The organism is Actinoplanes sp. HUAS TT8 (assembly GCF_051380535.1).
Lineage (GTDB): Bacteria > Actinomycetota > Actinomycetes > Mycobacteriales > Micromonosporaceae > Actinoplanes.
Window position 1 is genome coordinate 458,968 of record NZ_CP195646.1, and the last position, 17,023, is coordinate 475,990.

Genomic DNA, 17,023 nt, shown 5'->3' on the forward strand with positions numbered 1-17,023 from the left:
CAACCGTCCGGTCCACCTGCTGGTCCTTCTTCGGACAGGCGAGCAACGACCGGGAGGGCGCGTGGATGCCGAGGACTACGTACGGCAGGCGTACGAGGCGTACTACCGGCGATTAGTCATCCAGGTCACCGGCCTGGTCGGTGATCTCGCCGAGGCCGAGGACGCCGTGCACGAGGCGTTCGCCCGGGTCCTGGCCTCGCCGCGATCCTTCCTGCGGGCCGACGACGCCGAGCGATGGCTGCGCGTCGTCGCCCTCAACGTCGCCCGCACCCGCTACCGGCGGCGCTGGCTGTTCGACCGCCTGGTCCGCTCGGGCCGGGTCGAGACCACCCCGGCCACGGTGCCCGGGATGTCCGGCGACCGGGTGGCCCTGTTCGCCGCGCTGCGACGGCTGACCCCGCCGATCCGGGAAGCGGTGGTGCTGCACCACCTGTCCGACCTGTCGGTGGCCGAGGTCGCCGCCACCCTCGACATACCGGTGGGCACGGTCAAGGCCCGGCTGGCCCGCGGCCGGGCCACACTGGCCCGCTATCTCTCCGACGACGAGTCCGTCCCGCTGCCCGCGGAGGTACGCCATGCGTGAACCACAGTTCGACCGGCTGCGCTCCGAGGTCGGCGACGCGGTGCGCCAGCCCGACTTCAGCACCGTACGCAGCCGGGCCGGCAAGGTGCGGCGCCGCCGCGCGGTCACCACGGCCGCGGCGTTCCTGGCCACCGTGCTGAGCGTGACCGGCGTCGGATACTCGGTGCAGACCTCCCCGAACGAGGTCGGCCTGGCCGACACCGCACCGGCACCCACCGAGAGCCCGGGAAGCGTGTGGTTCCCCGAGACCTCGGTCACCAACGCCGGCACCAGCCTGTACCGCCTGGTCGAACCGTGCCGGGACTGCGACATGCGGCTGTACGTGTCGTCGAACGCCGGCAAGTCCTGGCAGCAGCGCCCGATACCCCCCGCGACCAGCGGCGAGACCGGCCCTCGTACGGCCAGTCTGGTGGCCCTGGCCCCCGGGCTGCTCGTCTGGCGCGAGCGGCACAACCTCACGGTCGCCGAAGTACAGGCCCTGGCATCGGGCACCCCGCTGAGCACGGGGAACAGGGTGTGGATCACCCGCGACGGCGGCTCGACCTGGCAGCCGGCCGTGATCGACACCCAGCCGGTGGCCGCGGTCCCGGACGGCGTACGGCCGGTCGACTGCGCCGTGCTCGACGTGCCGACCTGCCGGGTCGGTGCGATCGACCCGGTCACCGGCCGCTTCGCCCCCCTGGCCACCCAGCCGGCCGGCATCACCGTCCAGGAATGGTGGACCGGGGTGGTCGACGTGCCGATCGACGGGAACCTGTGGGTGCCCGGACTGGACCCGGCCACCGACAAGCCCGCGGTGGCGACCAGCACCGACGGGGGCCGCACCTGGCACACCCACGTCTTCACCGGCGCGGCGACCGCCGTGCTCGGCAGCGGCGGCACGGCCGGGATGTACACGCCCCGGATAGCCGCCGGTTCCGGCCGGACGGCCTACGTCCTGACCTACCGCACGGGCGAGGAGTACGCGTCGCACTACACCACCGACGGCGGGCTGACCTGGCGTGACGGCGACACGATCCACGTCTACCAGGTCTCGCCCGGTTTCGTCACCGCCGACGGCGCGCACATCCTCACGACGTACGCCGGGCTCGTCGCCGGCCGCGGCACCGGCCGGTACACCTCGGTCACCCTGCCCGGCTATCCGAAGGAAGGCACCGGACATCCGGTGGACCCCGGGCTGACCCAGGTCGCCCCCGGCGCCTACCTGATGAACTCCGACGACGGACCGTACCTCTCCGAGGACGGCCGGACCTGGCGGCTGATCCGCCTCCCCTAGCACGTCCTTCCCACCCGGAACGGGCCGGCCGCAGGCCACGCCCGTGGCCGGCGTGCGCCCTCGACCAGGAAGCCGACCGTGATCACCACCCACCGGATCCCCGGGCTCGACGGGCTCCGCGGCCTGGCCGCGCTCTACGTCGTGCTGCATCACTGCTGGTTGCTGTCGTTCCCCGGCTATCCGGCCAACACCGGCCCGGGCTGGCTCGGCTGGCTGGTCCACGGCCGGTTCGCGGTCGTCGTGTTCATCACCCTGTCCGGCTTCTCCCTGGCCCTCGCCCCGGCCCGCAACGCCTGGCAGCTCGGCGGCACCCGCCGCTACGCCGCCCGCCGGGCCCGGCGGATCCTGCCCGCCTACTGGGCCGCCCTGGCCATCAGCGCCCTGATCGCCGCCGTCGTACCGGCGCTGCCGCTCAGCGCCCCACCGACGTGGAAGTCCATGGTCGTCTACGGTCTGCTGCTGCAGGACGCGGTCGCCGTGCCCGCACCCAACGGCGCGTTCTGGTCGATCGCGGTGGAAGCCGGCCTGTACCTGGCATTCCCCGTCGTGCTGCTGTCGCGCCGACACCTCGGCGCGACGGCGACGATCGCCGCCGTCACCGTCCCGGTGGTGGCCGCGGGCCTGCTGGACCCCGGGCCGAGGGCGATCGGGTACACGCTGGAACTGGCACCCCTGTTCACCCTGGGTGTGCTGGCCGCCGGCATCGTCGCCGCGGCCGGCCGGATCCGCCGCCGGCCCTGGCTTCTCCTGTCCGCCCTGGCCGGCGCACCGGTCCTCACACTGGTCACGCTGCGCGGCTCGGCGTGGACGGTCGCCCACTACTACTGGCTGGACCTGTCCGTCGGACCGGCCATCGCCCTGTTCCTCGCCGCCCTGGCCACCCACCGCCCGGCCACTGTGATCCGGGCGCTGGACTGCGCGCCGCTGCGCGAACTCGGCCGCTTCTCCTACAGCCTCTACCTGATCCACATGCCGGTCGTCGCCCTCATCAGCACCCTGCTCGTGCGCCCCCACACCGGTTCACACCCGACCGCCTTCACCGTCACTGTGCTCCTGGCGATCCCGGTCGCCCTGGCCGCCGCCCGCCTGTTCGCCACCGTCTTCGAAACCCCGTTCCAGCACCTTCGGCAACGACCGGCCGCAAACCCGCCGCAATCGTCCGTGCGGGACAAGACCGTGCTTTCAATTCCGCATCCGGAGCTTTTCAAGTCGCGGACATGCTCAAGGGTTTTGGGGGCCAAAGTTGTCCCGGGTCGGAGAGGTAAGCCTCACACGCGGCTATGAACCGGGGTTTGAGGGCACGCCGATGTCGACCGGCATCGACTTCCGATCTGTAGCGAATTCGTTGGCTTTGGCGACTTTCATTCGTCAACCTCCAGGCTGTCCATGAAGTCGTCGACGTTGTCGTAGGTCGCATTCCGACCAGCGGCGATATCGGCGTCCGCGCGGCGCTCACCTTCCTGCCACCGCTTGTCCCAGAACCACTGCTGGTCGGCTGGTACCGCAATGGCCGGGCGAAGATCCAGGATCCTGTCGCTGCGTTCGGTGATCTCGACCTGAGCGCTCCGGACGGTCTTACCTGTACTGCGAGTCTTGGCAATCTTTTTACCGACGGTTCGTGAGCGGTGGTCAGCTCCCCTGCCGCCCGGTGTCTCGTCCATAGGACGAGTCTGCAAGACCCCGGCCGGCGCGCCAAGCGCCATCGATGCAATGCAGCCGTCCACATCATGAGCGGGCAGGTCTCACGCCGGCCCGGGGCCGGTGAGGACGTCCGCCATGATGGTGCGGTGAAGGGGACGCGGTGGGGGACGGATGCCCACCTCGCCGCGTCGCTCGCCCTGCCCAGTTCCACCGGGCCGTTCGTCGGCCGGACCACGCTGCTGGCGGCGCTGCGCGAGGAGCTGACCAGGCCGTACGCGCTGATTTTGCTCACCGGCGAAGCCGGCGTCGGCAAGACGCGCCTGGTCGCCGAAGTGCTGGCCGACTCCCCGGTGCCGGTGCTGGTGGCGCACTGCGACGACCTGCGCGAGCCGCAACCGCTCGGGCCGCTGCTCGACGGGCTGCGCCTGAAGGGGCCGCTGGTGGCCGGGCCGCCGCTCGACCCGGACGCCGACCGGGCCCGGCTGCTGCGCGCCATGGCCGCCCTGCTGGCCGAACGCGGCCCGCTCGTCGTCGCGCTGGAGGACCTCCAGATGGCCGACCCGGCGACCCTGGACCTGATCGACCATCTCGCGGCGCATCCGGTCGTGGGCGTGACCGTGCTGATGACCATGCGGGAGACCTCGGCGACCCGGGCACTGCCCTCGGCCGTACGTCGTCTGGCCGTGGCCCCGCTGGGCCGGGACGAGGTCGGTGTGCTCGCGTCGTCGCTGCTCGCCCGCCACGACGCCGGCGCCGTGCCGCCGAGCCGATTCGTCACCCACCTGTTCGAGCGGACCGCCGGCATCCCGTTCCTGGTCGAGGAGGTGATGCGGTCCCTGGTGACCGACGGCGACGTCGAGCGCATCCGCCGGCAACCCGAGATCCTGGGTGACGTCGCCGTGCCCGCGCTGCTGCGCGACGTGCTCCAGACCCGATTGAAAAATCTGACCGATGACGTACGGGAGATCCTCGGCGCCGCCGCCGCGATCGGTCCCGCCGCCGACCCGCACCCGATCGCCGCCGTCCTCGGCGCCGACGACGTCACCGTCCAGGCCGCCCTGGTCCAGGCCCGCGACGCCGGCCTGCTGCACGAACTCGACGGGCGGCTGTGGTTCCGGCACACCCTGGCCCGCCAGGTCGTCTACGAACTGGTCGAACCGGGCACCCGGCGGCTGCTCCACCTGCGCACCGCGCAACGGCTGGAGCAGCGCAAACCCCGCCCGGTGGCCCGGCTGGCGCATCACTACCGGCTGGCCGGGAACCCCGCCGATCACGTACGGAACGCCGAGGTCGCCGCCGATCTGGCCGCGGCCCAGGGCGACGACGGGACGGCCGCCCGCTTCCTGCTGGAGACCACCGCGTACCCGGACCTGCCGCGCCCGGTCCGGGTCCGGCTCGCGGTGAAACTGGGCCGCTCGGCCATCGAGAGCGTCGCCCAGTCCGACGCCATGCCGGTGCTGCGCCGGCTGCTGGCCGACCGCAAACTGCCACCGGGTGCCCGCGGCGACCTCGGGCTGGCGCTCGGCCGGATGCTGCGCCAGCAGGGCGAGGCCCGCGAAGGGTACGAGCAGATCGAGCGGGCCGTGCCCTACCTGCGCCAGCACGCCCGCCGCGCCCGCGCCCTGGCCGTGCTCTCCGCGCCGGACACCGTCGTCGGCCGGCACGTACGCGAACACCAGCGCCGGTGCGCCGAGGCGGCGGCCGAGGCCGACCTGTCCCGCGACCCGTCGGCCCGGCTCGCGGTCCTCATCGCCCGGTTGTCCCTCGCCCTGGAGACCGGCGACCCGGCCGCCGAGACCGCGATCGCGGCGGCGCTGGCCGGCGACGCGTTCGCCGGCTACCCGCGCGAACGGGCCCGGGCCTGCCTGAACTGGGCGCAGGGCGCGCTGCACGTGGACCGGCCGGCGTTCGCGGCCACCCTGCTGGACACCGGCCGCCGCCTGGTCGACGACGCCGACTACGAACGCCTCCGCCCCGTCGTGGAGCTCACCGAATTCGGCCTCGACCTGCTCGCCACCCACCGCCCCGCCGCCGGCTCGCCCGCCACCCACCGCCCCGGCCCCGGCTCGCCCGCCACCGCCCGGCCCGGCCCGGGCCCGGTCGTTGCTCGCCGTGAAGACCTGGAGGCGCGGCTGCTGGAGTATCTCGCCCGGCCGTACCGGCTGCCGCAGGCCATGGCCGACGCCCGCCTCTACCTGGCCCGGCTGCGCGGCGACGAGAACGGCCTACGCGCGGTCGTCGCCGAAGCCACCCGTACCGGAGCGGTCTGGCCCCTCGTCCCGGCCCGCACCGCCCTGGCCACCCTCCTGATCACCACCGGCCGCGACGACGAGGGCCGCGCCGAGGCCCGCGCCGCCCTCGCCCTGGCCACCGGCAAGGGCCTGCCCTCCTGGGGCGCCGAAGCCACCCGCCTGCTCGGCGACGAACCGGTGACCTAGAGTCGCCAGGGGCGGATAGTCGTCCGTCAATGAAGATCCACTTATATCGCGGGGGTAGCGGTGGCTGACTCGACGTCCACTCAGGACGGGCCGTCCAAGGATCGGCGCACGGTCTATCACCGGATCGCCGGGGGCAGTGTCGATCGGCTGGCCGCGCTCAGTGACGGCATCTTCGCCGTCACGCTCACCCTGCTCGTGCTCGACCTGCACGTCCCGGTGGCCGAGGAGGCGCACCGGCAGGCGCCGATCTGGCAGGACGGTTCGGTCGACGCCGAGCGGGCCTTGTGGAGCGTGTTGCAGCACGTCGGGCCGAGTGCTCTGGCGTTCGCGCTCAGCTTCCTGACGCTGGGCATGTTCTGGGTGGGCCAGCAGACCCAGCTCAACCATGTGACCCGCAGCGACCGGGAGCTGACCTGGCTGCACCTGGCGTTCCTGCTCGGTGTGTGTTTCATGCCGTTCTCGACGGGGCTGCTGGCCGAGTACATGACGTTCCGGATCGCGATCGTCGTCTACTGGCTGAACCTGCTTCTGCTCGGCGGTCTGCTGCTGGCCTGTCTGCGCTACGCCGACCGGGCCGGCCTGCTGCGCGAGGACCGTGATCCGGGGATGCGGCGCAGCACGGAACGGCGCATCGTCATCGCCCAGGTGCTGTACTTCGTCTGTGTGCTGATCTCGCTGGTCAACACGTACGTCGGCATCGGTTTGATCGTGCTGCTGCAGCTCAATTCCGCGATCGCGCCCCGGATCCGCCCGTTCGACCGGTTCTGAACTCGCCGTTCCGGAATCGAGGGCTTCCCGGTGACGTGACGCGCGAGGCAAGGGATCATGGGGCGGTGAGTGGCCGTACCTTGGGGATCCTGTCGCCTTTCGTGGGTGGCGACTACTACGGGGCGATCGTTGAGGGGATCAACGCCGCCGCGGTGGCCGGTGGCGACCGGGTCCTGGCGATGCAGACGCTCGACCCCGGGGCGCACAGTGCCGACCGCAGCGGCATCCCCGAGTTCCACCGGCCCCTGGCCTGGGATCATCTCGCCGGGCTGGTCGTGCTGCCGGGGGCGGTGAGCGCCGACTACGCCGCGGCCGCGCACCGGGCCGGCCTGCCGGTCGTGATGGTGGCCCAGGATGCCGGGGACACCGGCGCCTCGGTGGTGCTGGCCGACAACCGCAGCGGCGTCCGCGAGGCCGTCGCCCACCTGATCGAACACGGTCACCGGCGGATCGCCTTCGCCGGCTACCTGGCCCACTTCGACCTGCGGGAACGCCACGAGGGCTACCGCGAGGGCCTGATCGCGCACGGTCTCACGCCGGACCCGGCGCTGCTGTTCGACACCGGCGACAACCACGAGAGCGGCGGGGCCGCCGTCGCCGACGCGCTGATCGGGGCCGGGATGCCGGCCACCGCGATCGTCCTCGGCACCGACCGTAACGCCATGGGCCTGATCGGCCGGATGCTGGCCACCGGCCACGACGTGCCCGGCGAGCTCGCCGTCGTCGGGTTCGACGACATCGCCGACGCCGCCTACCTGCGTCCGGCCCTGTCCAGCGTGCGGCAGCCGCTCGACGAGGTCGGCGCCGCCGTCTACCGGCTGATGGCCGAGGGCGGCACCGGAACGGTCCGGGTGCCGACGATCTTCCAGCCGCGGCACTCGTGCGGTTGTCCCAGCGCCGGCCTGCCCGTCTCCGAGGCGCACACCCGCGACCTGTTCGGCCAGGTGCAATACCTGCAGAGCACCCTCAACATCCAGTACGAGCTCGGTATCGCGCTGCTCGGCACGCAGCAGGCCGACGCCCGTACCCTCGAATGGCTCGGATTGACGCCGGCGTCAGCCGGCTGCCTCGGCTTGTGGGACGAGAACCTGGAGAAGGACCACCTGCGCATCGCCGGGGAGTTCCGCATCTCCGTCGGCGCGCCCGACGCGGAGATCCCGGTGGCGCGTTTCCCGCCGGCCGAGCTGTTCGCGACCGCCGACGGCGCGGCCGGTGACATCGTGTTCACGGTGCCGATCCGCAGCCGGTCCCGCGACTGGGGGATGCTGGCCGCGGTCAGCCGCATCCAGTCCACCACCCCGCCCGGCCGCGAGACGATGAACCAGTCCGGCGCCCTGCTCGCCTCCGCCCTGGACTACCAGGTCATGATGGCCGCGCTCCGCGAGCAGGAGGAACGCCTGCGCACGGCCGCCCTGCGCGACCACCTCACCGGCCTGCCCAACCGGGTCCTGCTGGAGGACCGGCTCGGCCTCGCCGAGGCCCGGGCCGCCCGCGAACCCGGCTACCGCTACGCCGTGCTGCTGCTCGACCTGGACGGCTTCAAAGCGGTCAACGACTCTCTCGGCCACGCCGCCGGCGACGTCCTGCTGGTCGAGGTCGCCCACCGCCTGACCGGCCTGCTGCGCCGCACCGACACGGTCGCCCGCCTCGGCGGCGACGAGTTCGTGGTCCTCATCGACGGGCTCACCACCCCCGACGCGTACCAGCGGGTCTGCGAGGCCATCCAGAAGACCGTGGCCGAACCGATCGAGATCGACGGCCGCACCGTCGAGGTCGGCGTCAGCATCGGCGTCGCCGTCTCCGGCGACGGTGCCTCCGACTCCGACCACCTGCTGCGCGAGGCCGACGCCGCCATGTACCGGGCCAAGTCCGCCGGTCGCCGCCGCTGACATTCGCGGAAGCGGCCGTTTCTGTCGGAGGCAGGATCTAGCATCGCGGGCATGTTGGGTGTGCACTTCGCGATCACGGCCGAGCAGGAGCGGGAGCTCACCGCGGCCGACGAACCGTCCGAGCTCCTGGAGGATCTGGAGGAGTCGTGGGACGACGACGATCTCAAGGTCGACACGGACAAGGCGTGGGACGCCATTCACCGCTGCCTCAGCGACGGCACCCTGGACCCGGACGGCGGTGACTACCCGCTGAACCGTGCCGTCCTGGGCGGCGAGCACCTGGACGAGGAGTCCTACCTCGTCCTGCTGACCCGGGCCGAGGTTCGCGACGTCGCCTCGGCGTTGCAGCCGCTGACCCGGGAGTGGCTGCGGGAGCGGTATGACGCCTTGGACGGCGATTACGGGACGACCGGGGACCAGGATTTCGAGTACACGTGGTCCAACTTCGAGGACGTGCGATCCTTCTACGACCGGGCCGCCACTGCCGGCCGAGCCGTCCTTTTCACCGCAACCTGAGCGACCCCGCAGCCTGAGCCGCCGCGCGGCCGGGCTATTCGGGGGAGTCGGCGCGGACGTCGTCGTTGGTGCGGCCGGTGAGGACCGAGCGGGGATGATCCTCCGGGTTCCAGCCGCTCACCGCGTGCTCGTCGCGTTTGTGGATCAGCAACCACTCCTCACCCCGGGTGTGGATCATGGCCAGGCGCCCGCGGAGTTTTTCGCCGTGCAGGTCGAGGTGGAGTTCGCCGGCGGCGAGGGCCTCGGCCGGGTCGGTGTCGCCGGCCGGCTCCCAGACGCCGACGTCCCACACGATGACGTCGCCGGCCCCGTAGCGGCCGGCCGGAAGGACACCCTCGAAGTCGAAGTAGCTCAGCTCGTGGTCGTCGACGCGGAACGCGGCGCGCCGCACGGCCGGGTCGAGCGTGGGTCCTTTCGGCACGGCCCAGCTCACCAGCACGCCGCCGAGTTCCAGCCGCAGGTCGTAGTGCAGGCGGCGGGCCCGGTGCCGTTGCACCACGAAGCGACGCATGCCGCCACCCTATCCAGCCCTCGTCACGGGGACAGTGGTGCTGGCTGTACCTCGGATCCGGATGCGGCGGCCATGGTTCGGGGCGGTGCCGGAAACCTACGTTGAAGCGGCCAGACACGCCACTTCACGGAGGATCCGGTCGATGACCATCAAAAGCCCTTTTTCGGTACGGAGGATCAACCCCGCCGGCCGCCGCGGGAAGTGGTGGACCGCGCTGGTCTGGCTGCTGATCGCGGTGGCCGCCGTACCGCTCGCCGGGAAACTCGGGGACCTGCGCGTCGATGCCGCCGTCGTCGAGATGCCGCGCGGCGCCGCCGCCACGAAGGTCGCCGAGCTGGCCGGGCGCTTCCCCGACGGCGGCGTCACGCCCGCGATCATCGTCTATCAGCGCGACTCCGGCCTCACCCCACAGGACAGGGTCAAAATCAGGAAGGACCAGCTCGCGTACGGCGGTGAGCCCGTCACCGCGGTCGACGGGCAGGCCGCGATCCTGGTCGTGCCGCTCGCGGCGGAACAGTCCACGCTGGCCGGGCGGGCTCGTGCCGTACGGGAAAGCGTGGTTCTCGATTCTCCCGAGGGTCTGACCGTGAAACTGACCGGGCCGGCGGGCGCCGCGCTCGACACGGCCGACGCCAAGGCGACCGCCGACCGGACGATCACGCTGGTCACGCTCGGTGTGGTGATCCTGTTGCTGCTGATCGTCTACCGCAGCCCGATCCTGTGGATCCTGCCGCTGCTCAACGTCGGGCTGGCGTTCCTGCTGGCCCGCGCTGTGCAGTACGTTCTCGGCGCACGGGCCGGCCTGACCGTCGACCCGGGGAACGCCGCGGTCGTCACCGTCCTGATCTTCGGGGTCGGCACCGATTACGCGCTGTTGCTGCTCGCCCGGTACCGCGAGGAGTTGCACCGGCACGCCGACCGGCACGTGGCGATGGCCCGGGCGTTGCGTGGTGCCGTCCCGGCGATCGTCGCGTCGGCCGCCACCGTCAGCCTCGGACTGCTCTGCCTGCTCGCCGCCGACATGGGCTTCAACCACGCGCTCGGCAGCGCCGGGGCGATCGCCGTGGGCGCGGCCCTGACCAGCACGATCACGCTGTTCCCGGCGCTGCTGGTGATCCTCGGCCGGTGGGTGTTCTGGCCGCTGATCCCGCGCGCCGGCGCCGCCGCCGAACCGCGTGCCGCCCAGGCCGGCGCCGAACCACGTGCCGCCCAGGCCGGCGCCGAACCGCGTGCCGCCCGTGCCGGCGCCGAACCGCGTGCCGCCCGTGCCGGCGCCGAACCGCGTGCCGCCCGTGCCGGCGCCGAACCGCGTGCCGCCCGTGCCGGCGCCGAACCGCGTGCCGCCCAGGCCGGCGCCGAACCGCGTGCCGCCCGCGCCGCCGCCGAACCGCGGGCCGCCGGACGCTGGATCGCCCGCCGCCCGCGCACGGTGTGGCTGCTGGGCCTGCTCGTGCTGGCCGCCCTGGCCGCCGGGATGTCCGGGCTGCGGATCGGGCTGACCAGCGAGCAGGCGATCAGCGGGCACCCGGAGTCGATCGCCGGGCAGGAGTTGCTGGCCACCCACTTCCCGGCCGGCCAGACCAAGCCGGTCATGATCGTCGCCCCGGCCGCGGCCGACGCCTCGCTGGCCGCCGAGGTCGGGGCCGTGCCCGGCGTCGCCTCGGCGGGCGAACCCGTGCGCTCCACCGACGACACCCTGGTCCGCATCGACGCCGTGCTCACCGCGCCGGTCGACTCGGCCGAGGCCCGCGCGACCGTGCAGCGGATCCGCGACGTGGTCGGATCGCGCGGCCGCGTCGGCGGTGCGACCGCGCAGGCGATGGAGCGTGACGCCGCCCAGGAACACGACCGGGACGTGGTCATCCCGATGGTCCTGGCCGTGGTGTTCCTGCTGCTGCTCGTGCTGCTGCGGGCGTTCGTCGGATCGGTGGTGCTGATGGCCACGGTCGTCGCGTCCTACGCGGCGGCGTTCGGGGCGGCCTGGCTGATCTTCCGGCACGTCTTCGACTTCCCGGCCGTGGACGTGCAACTGCCGCTGATCGGGTTCCTGTTCGTGGTCGCGCTCGGCGCCGACTACAACATCTTCCTGCTGTCCCGGGTCCGCGAGGAGGTCGCCGTCCACGGCTACCGCGAGGGCCTGCTGCGCGCTCTCGGCGCGACCGGCGGCGTCATCACAAGTGCGGGAGTGGTGCTGGCGGCCACGTTCGCGGCGTTGACACTGACGCCGCAGGTCGCGTTCAAGGAGATCGGGATCCTGGTGGCGGTGGCCGTGGTACTCGACGCGATGCTGGTCCGGCTGGTCCTGGTTCCGGCGCTCGCGCTCGATCTGGGCCGCTGGTTCTGGTGGCCGACCCACCCGGCCGGTCGCCCCGCCACCCGATCCGGCCGCCTCGCGACCCCGGCCGACGTCGAGCAGGCGTTGTCCAGTGCCGAGGTCCCGGGCTGACCGTCACGCGGGCCAGGGCCCGGCGGCCCGCTCCGGGTGCCGCCCGGGCCGCCGGGTCCTACTCGGACGGTGCGACCGGTCCCGGCGTGATTGTCCGCGCGCGCCACCGGGTATCCGATGCCATGGCCGGTGCAGATTCCGTGACGCGATCCGACAAGACGTTCTTCGGTCAGCCTCGCCCGCTGGCCAACCTGTTCGGGGTGGAGCTGTGGGAACGGTTCTCGTTCTACGGCATGCAGGGCATCCTGCTGATCTACCTCTACTATGCGGCCGCCGACGGCGGGCTGGGCATCGACAAGGGTGCGGCGACCAGCATCGTCGGGGCCTACGGCGGCGCGGTCTACCTGTCCACGGTGCTCGGCGCCTGGGTCGCCGACCGGCTGCTCGGTTCGGAACGGGTGCTGTTCCTGAGCGCGGTGCTGGTCATGCTCGGGCACATCGCGCTCGCGGTGTTGCCGGGGCTGCTCGGGGTCGGTGTCGGCCTGGTGCTGGTGGCGATCGGCAGCGGCGGGGTCAAGGCCAACGCGACGTCGCTGGTCGGGACGCTCTACGGCGAGCACGACGAGCGCCGGGACGCCGGGTTCTCCCTGTTCTACCTGGGCATCAACCTGGGCGCGCTGGCCGGTCCGCTGCTCACCGGGCTGCTGCAGGAGAACGCCGGCTTCCACTACGGGTTCGGGCTGGCCGCGATCGGTATGGCGATCGGTCTCGTCCAGTACACGCTGGGTCGGCGCAACCTGCCGGAGGCCGGCCGGGAGGTGCCGAACCCGCTGCCGGCCAACCGGTGGCCGCTGATCGCGGGCGCGTTCGCCGCCGGTGTGCTGATCGTGGTGGTGTCGGCGCTGACGTGGCTGACCGCGGACCGGCTCTCAACGGTCGTCGTGGTGCTCAGCATCGTGGCCGCCGTCGCGTACTTCATCGTGATCCTTTCCAGTCATCGGATCACTGCCGAGGAACGTCGGAGGGTGTTCGCGTTCATCCCGATGTTCCTGGCCAGTGCCGCGTTCTGGTCGCTCTATCAGCAGCAATTCACCGTTGTGACCATCTATTCGGACGAGCGGCTGGACCGGAATCTCGGCGGCTGGGAGATGCCGGTCTCCTGGGTGCAGTCGATCAACCCGGTCTTCATCATCGTGCTGTCCGGGGTGTTCGCGGCCCTGTGGACCCGGCTCGGCGACGGGCAGCCGACGAGCCCGATCAAATTCGCCACCGGTACGGCGTTGATGGGCGTCGCGTTCCTGCTGTTCCTCCCGTTCGCCGGGGGTGGCCCGAACAGCACCCCGCTGCTGGCGCTGGCCGGGATCCTGCTGGTCTTCACGATCGCCGAGCTGCTGCTCTCGCCGGTCGGGCTGTCGTTGACGACGAAACTGGCGCCGCACGTGTTCCGGACCCAGATGGTCGCGCTGTTCTTCCTCTCGATCGCGCTCGGCACGGCCGCGTCCGGCACCCTGGCCGGCTACTACTCGGCCGATCACGAGACGGCGTACTTCGGTATCCTCGGCGCTGTGGCGATCATTCTCGGACTCGCGCTGGCCGCGGGCAGCCGTCCGATCTCGCGCTTGATGGGTGGTGTGCGCTGACGACAGCCCGGCCGTTCGCGGTGTTCGACGTCGACGGTGTGGTGGCCGACGTCCGTCATCGTCTGCGTCATATCGAGAAACGCCCGAAGAACTGGGCCGGTTTCTTCGCCGCCGCGCACCGTGACCCGGCGTTACGGCCCGGCGTCGACCTGGTGCACGAGTACGCCGAGGACCACGAGGTGATCTGGCTGACCGGCCGCCCCGAGCGGTTGCGGACGGTGACCGAGCGCTGGTTCGAGGAGCACGACCTGCCGTCCGGGCGGCTGCTGATGCGCGGCGACCACGACCGGCAGCCGGCCAAAGATTACAAAGCCTTCCGCGTACGGCGGTTGGCCGCCGAAGGCACGGTCGCCGTGATCGTCGACGACGACCCGGACGTCGTGCGCCGCCTGCAGCGCGAAGGCTTCCCGGTGCGGCTGGCCGACTGGGTCCCGCACCGCAAATCCCTCCACAAGGCCCAGGAACGCGAAGGCCGAACCTGATCGTCCCGCGGACAGGACGTCGTCGTCGTGTCCGCGGCGAGATCACGCGCCGGAACGCCTCCGTGTCATCTCCACGGCGCTCCTGTTGATCGGCTCGATCACACCACGCTGGTTGATGACGAACAGGCTGACCCCGATCTCGTCGGCCGTGGCCAGCGCTGATTTCGTATACCCCGAGGTCGAGTAGAACAGGTGCCGGTCCAGCTGCGGCTTGGCGCCGCGCAGCTGCCGCACGACCTGCGGGCCGACCGGCTTGGCCTGCATTTTCACCTGTGCGACGGCGGCCCGCGCGATGACGTCGATACCGCCGTCAGCCCCGTCGCCGGTCAATCGGGCGTCCGGAAAGCCGTGGTTCCGCATGTGCCTCTGCGCCATCCTCTCGGCCTCCCGCCAATCGGCCGGCGGCCCGGTCGGCGCCGAGATGCCGGGCCGTGCCGACGGCGTCATACCGAGCTGTGGGCGCACGCCACTCGTCGGCGGCGTCATGCCCAACTGTGGGCGCACGCCACTCGTCGGCGGTGTCACGCCGTGGTGGGCGGCCGTACCGGAGCGCTGGGAAAGGAGCGGCGGCGACACGACGACCGGCGGGGTCGGGCCGAGGGGGAGGGCCCACGACGGTGTCGGAGGGGCCGGCCGTGGTGGTGAGGCCACCCTCGACGTCCTGGCCGGCCCGGGAACGACCTGGAGAATCCGGCCGGCGAGCCACGACACCGGCTTGCGAAGCGCAAACGTGCCGGCTGACACGATCCCGAAGAAGGCCGTGGCGATCAGAGCGCTCGTGTCGCCCTGGAAGACGGTCACCAGTGAGAAGATGCTGACGTAAGCGAACAACGCACTCGTCAGGGTCAAGGCGATTCGCAACAGCTTCTGGACGACCAACGGCCTCTCCCGCGCCCTAAGTGGATCTTGATACGACGTTATCGCCCGGGCGAACCCCACCGGGTCGGCCGTTCGGCGCGAAGCCGATCATGAAAGTGGGCCGGGCCCGGTACCCCCGGACCTCGTTGCCGGCCGGCCCGAGGCCACGACGGGCGGGCGACGGTTACCGGTCGAGGTAGGCGAGGACGGCCAGGACCCGGCGGTGGTCGTCGGTCGACTGGGGCAGGTCCAGTTTGGTGAAGATGGCGTTGATGTGTTTGCTCACCGCCCGCTCGGTGATGTGCATCCGGTCGCCGATCGCCGCGTTCGAGCGGCCCTCGGCCATCAACCCCAGCGCCTCCTTCTCGCGCGGGGTGAGGGTGGACAGCTTGTCGCCGCCGAGCAGTTGGGCGACGATCTCCGGGTCCATCACGGTCTGCCCGGCGGCGACCCGCCGCAGGGTGTCGACGAACTGGCGGACCTCGCTCACCCGGTCCTTGAGCAGATAGCCGACCGCCCCCGCGCGATCGGACAGCAACTCGCGGGCGTACAACCGCTCGACATACTGCGACAGGATCAGGATCGGCAGGCCGGGCATCTCGGCCCGGGCGGTGACGGCCGCCCGCAACCCCTCGTCGGTGAACGTCGGCGGCAGCCGGACGTCGACCACGGCGACGTCCGGCCGGTGCTCGCGCAGCGCCGCGAGCAGCTGTGTCCCGTCCTCCACGGCGGCCACGACCTCGCACCGGTAAAGCGTGAGCATGTGGGTGAGCCCGTCCCGCAGCAGCGCCTGGTCCTCGGCGATCACGACCCGCACGGAACCTCCATGTGCACCACGGTCGGCCCGCCGGCCGGGCTGCTGACGGTCAGCCTACCGTCGAAAACGGACAGCCGGCGCTCGATGCCTCGCAGGCCGCTGCCCGCGCCGACCCGGGCCCCGCCCCGGCCGTCGTCGGCCACGCTGACGACGAGGGTCGATCCGTCGTGGGTGACGGTGACGGTCACCCGGGTCGCGCCGCTGTGCTTGATCGCGTTGCTCAGCGCCTCGGCGAAGACGAAATAGCCGGCCGACTCGATCGCCGGGGGCAGCCGCCCGGGCACCCGCAGGTCGAGCGTGACCGGGACGGCACTGTTGAGCGCGAGAGCCTCGACGGCGCCGGGCAGCCCGCGGTCGGCCAGCACCGGCGGGTGGATGCCGCGGACCAGGTCGCGCAGCTCGCCCAGCACCTCCCCGGCGCTGCCCTTGGCGTCCATGACCATGCGGCGGGCCAGCTCGGGGTCGGCGTCCAGCAGGTCCTCGGCGATGCCGAGTTTCATGGCCAGCGACACCAGGCGGGCCTGCGGGCCGTCGTGCAGGTCGCGCTCGATGCGGCGCAGCTCGGCGGCCGACGAGTCGACCGCGTCCTCCCGGCTGGCGGCCAGCCGCCCGACCCGCAGTCGCAGCCGGTCGGCCTCGGTCGGGGCGAGCAGCAGCACGGCCAGCCGGGCGCGCAGCCGGTTGAGCAGGCCGGGCACGAACCACGCGGCGGCGCCGACGATCGGGGTGGCCAGCATGGTCAGCCAGGCCAGTTTCGGGCTGTCGACGTCGTAGACCAGCGGGGTGAAGACGCCGGGCGGCGCGAACGGCTCGATGAGCGGCGCGAACAGGCACTCCAGGGTGCCGATCCAGAGGGCGGCGGAGGCCGCGGCGCCGGCGATGCCGAGCGGGAAGCTCGCCGCCAGCCAGCCCACGTCGCGCCAGGTCACCGGGTCGCCGCGTCTCGGGGGACCGGCATAGGGCGACGGGACGGGGGTGCCGAGGACCTGGGACGCGTGGCGCCGGTGCCAGTCGGCCAGCCGCCGGTTGCGCCGGATCACGGCGTGGGCCACCGGCCGCAGGGGGAGGCTCACGACCGTACCGAAAGCAAGGGGTAAGCCGGCCAGGCCGGCGATGCCGGCGGTGATCGCCCGCAGTAGATCTCTCAGCGCCCTGTTCATGATGGACAGCCTAAAAGCGCTGGCCGCGGCGTTCGATAGTGCAGAGGTGAGGGTTCAT

General features: G+C 72.0%; 15 protein-coding genes. 10 read left to right on the forward strand and 5 right to left on the reverse strand.

Annotated elements, in window-relative coordinates; all coding sequences use genetic code 11:
- Positions 1-61: 61 nt before the first annotated feature.
- From ACSHV8_RS01950 to ACSHV8_RS01960, 3 genes are all read left to right on the forward strand, one after another.
- Positions 62-583 carry a sigma-70 family RNA polymerase sigma factor gene (locus tag ACSHV8_RS01950; protein ID WP_436528764.1) on the forward strand — a complete coding sequence of 174 codons (522 nt, stop codon included), beginning with the start codon at positions 62-64 and terminating at the stop codon, positions 581-583.
- Positions 576-1,859, forward strand: coding sequence for a hypothetical protein (locus tag ACSHV8_RS01955; RefSeq protein WP_436528765.1), 1,284 nt, complete (start codon positions 576-578; stop codon positions 1,857-1,859). The genes ACSHV8_RS01950 and ACSHV8_RS01955 overlap by 8 nt, the downstream gene beginning before the upstream one ends.
- Positions 1,860-1,937: 78 nt before the next feature.
- Positions 1,938-3,143 (forward strand): acyltransferase family protein, encoded by a 1,206-nt coding sequence (locus ACSHV8_RS01960; RefSeq protein ID WP_436528766.1) that lies wholly within the window; start codon positions 1,938-1,940, stop codon positions 3,141-3,143.
- 77 nt (positions 3,144-3,220) lie between these two features.
- Here the strand turns inward: ACSHV8_RS01960 and ACSHV8_RS01965 are convergent, their stop codons facing one another.
- Positions 3,221-3,520, reverse strand: coding sequence for a hypothetical protein (locus ACSHV8_RS01965; RefSeq protein WP_436528768.1), 300 nt, complete (start codon positions 3,518-3,520; stop codon positions 3,221-3,223).
- A gap of 126 nt (positions 3,521-3,646) precedes the next feature.
- Here ACSHV8_RS01965 and ACSHV8_RS01970 point away from each other — a divergent pair, with 126 nt between their 5' ends.
- The 4 genes from ACSHV8_RS01970 (at position 3,647) to ACSHV8_RS01985 (ending at position 9,111) form a co-directional block, all read left to right on the forward strand.
- Positions 3,647-5,938: an AAA family ATPase gene (locus ACSHV8_RS01970; protein WP_436528770.1), complete on the forward strand. Its 2,292-nt coding sequence runs from the start codon at positions 3,647-3,649 to the stop codon at positions 5,936-5,938.
- Positions 5,939-5,998: 60 nt separating this feature from the next.
- Positions 5,999-6,706 carry a TMEM175 family protein gene (locus ACSHV8_RS01975; RefSeq protein ID WP_436528772.1) on the forward strand — a complete coding sequence of 236 codons (708 nt, stop codon included), beginning with the start codon at positions 5,999-6,001 and terminating at the stop codon, positions 6,704-6,706.
- Between the two features lie 65 nt (positions 6,707-6,771).
- Positions 6,772-8,595, forward strand: a complete 1,824-nt coding sequence (locus ACSHV8_RS01980) for a diguanylate cyclase domain-containing protein (RefSeq protein ID WP_436528774.1) — start codon at positions 6,772-6,774, stop codon at positions 8,593-8,595.
- Between the two features lie 51 nt (positions 8,596-8,646).
- Positions 8,647-9,111, forward strand: coding sequence for a YfbM family protein (locus ACSHV8_RS01985; protein ID WP_436528775.1), 465 nt, complete (start codon positions 8,647-8,649; stop codon positions 9,109-9,111).
- A 34-nt stretch (positions 9,112-9,145) separates the two neighbouring features.
- Here ACSHV8_RS01985 and ACSHV8_RS01990 read toward each other — a convergent pair whose 3' ends face one another.
- Positions 9,146-9,622, reverse strand: coding sequence for a DNA polymerase ligase N-terminal domain-containing protein (locus tag ACSHV8_RS01990; RefSeq protein ID WP_436528777.1), 477 nt, complete (start codon positions 9,620-9,622; stop codon positions 9,146-9,148).
- A gap of 142 nt (positions 9,623-9,764) precedes the next feature.
- On the opposite strand from ACSHV8_RS01990, the gene ACSHV8_RS01995 reads away from it, so the two are divergent.
- The 3 genes from ACSHV8_RS01995 (at position 9,765) to ACSHV8_RS02005 (ending at position 14,130) form a co-directional block, all read left to right on the forward strand.
- A complete protein-coding gene (locus tag ACSHV8_RS01995; RefSeq protein ID WP_436528779.1) occupies positions 9,765-12,068 on the forward strand; it encodes an MMPL family transporter in 2,304 nt (767 codons plus the stop codon).
- Between the two features lie 140 nt (positions 12,069-12,208).
- Positions 12,209-13,648 (forward strand): peptide MFS transporter, encoded by a 1,440-nt coding sequence (locus ACSHV8_RS02000; protein ID WP_436528781.1) that lies wholly within the window; start codon positions 12,209-12,211, stop codon positions 13,646-13,648.
- Positions 13,649-13,668: 20 nt separating this feature from the next.
- Complete coding sequence (locus ACSHV8_RS02005; RefSeq protein ID WP_436528783.1) at positions 13,669-14,130, forward strand: LNS2 domain-containing protein; 462 nt, start codon at positions 13,669-13,671, stop codon at positions 14,128-14,130.
- 42 nt (positions 14,131-14,172) lie between these two features.
- Here the strand turns inward: ACSHV8_RS02005 and ACSHV8_RS02010 are convergent, their stop codons facing one another.
- The 3 genes from ACSHV8_RS02010 to ACSHV8_RS02020 form a co-directional block, all read right to left on the reverse strand.
- A complete protein-coding gene (locus tag ACSHV8_RS02010; protein ID WP_436528785.1) occupies positions 14,173-14,931 on the reverse strand; it encodes a restriction endonuclease in 759 nt (252 codons plus the stop codon).
- 241 nt (positions 14,932-15,172) lie between these two features.
- Complete coding sequence (locus tag ACSHV8_RS02015) at positions 15,173-15,805, reverse strand: response regulator transcription factor (protein WP_436528787.1); 633 nt, start codon at positions 15,803-15,805, stop codon at positions 15,173-15,175.
- A complete protein-coding gene (locus tag ACSHV8_RS02020) occupies positions 15,793-16,965 on the reverse strand; it encodes a sensor histidine kinase (RefSeq protein ID WP_436528789.1) in 1,173 nt (390 codons plus the stop codon). The genes ACSHV8_RS02015 and ACSHV8_RS02020 overlap by 13 nt, the downstream gene beginning before the upstream one ends.
- Between the last annotated feature and the right edge of the window lie 58 nt (positions 16,966-17,023).

Bases quoted from the DNA above. Each gene is read 5' to 3' on its own strand.
- ACSHV8_RS01955 (WP_436528765.1), top strand. From the start codon at position 576: ATGCGTGAACCACAGTTCGACCGGCTGCGCTCCGAGGTCGGCGACGCG.
- ACSHV8_RS01965 (WP_436528768.1), bottom strand. From the start codon at position 3,520: ATGGACGAGACACCGGGCGGCAGGGGAGCTGACCACCGCTCACGAACC.
- ACSHV8_RS01985 (WP_436528775.1), top strand. From the start codon at position 8,647: ATGTTGGGTGTGCACTTCGCGATCACGGCCGAGCAGGAGCGGGAGCTC.
- ACSHV8_RS01990 (WP_436528777.1), bottom strand. From the start codon at position 9,622: ATGCGTCGCTTCGTGGTGCAACGGCACCGGGCCCGCCGCCTGCACTAC.
- ACSHV8_RS01995 (WP_436528779.1), top strand. From the start codon at position 9,765: ATGACCATCAAAAGCCCTTTTTCGGTACGGAGGATCAACCCCGCCGGC.
- ACSHV8_RS02020 (WP_436528789.1), bottom strand. From the start codon at position 16,965: ATGAACAGGGCGCTGAGAGATCTACTGCGGGCGATCACCGCCGGCATC.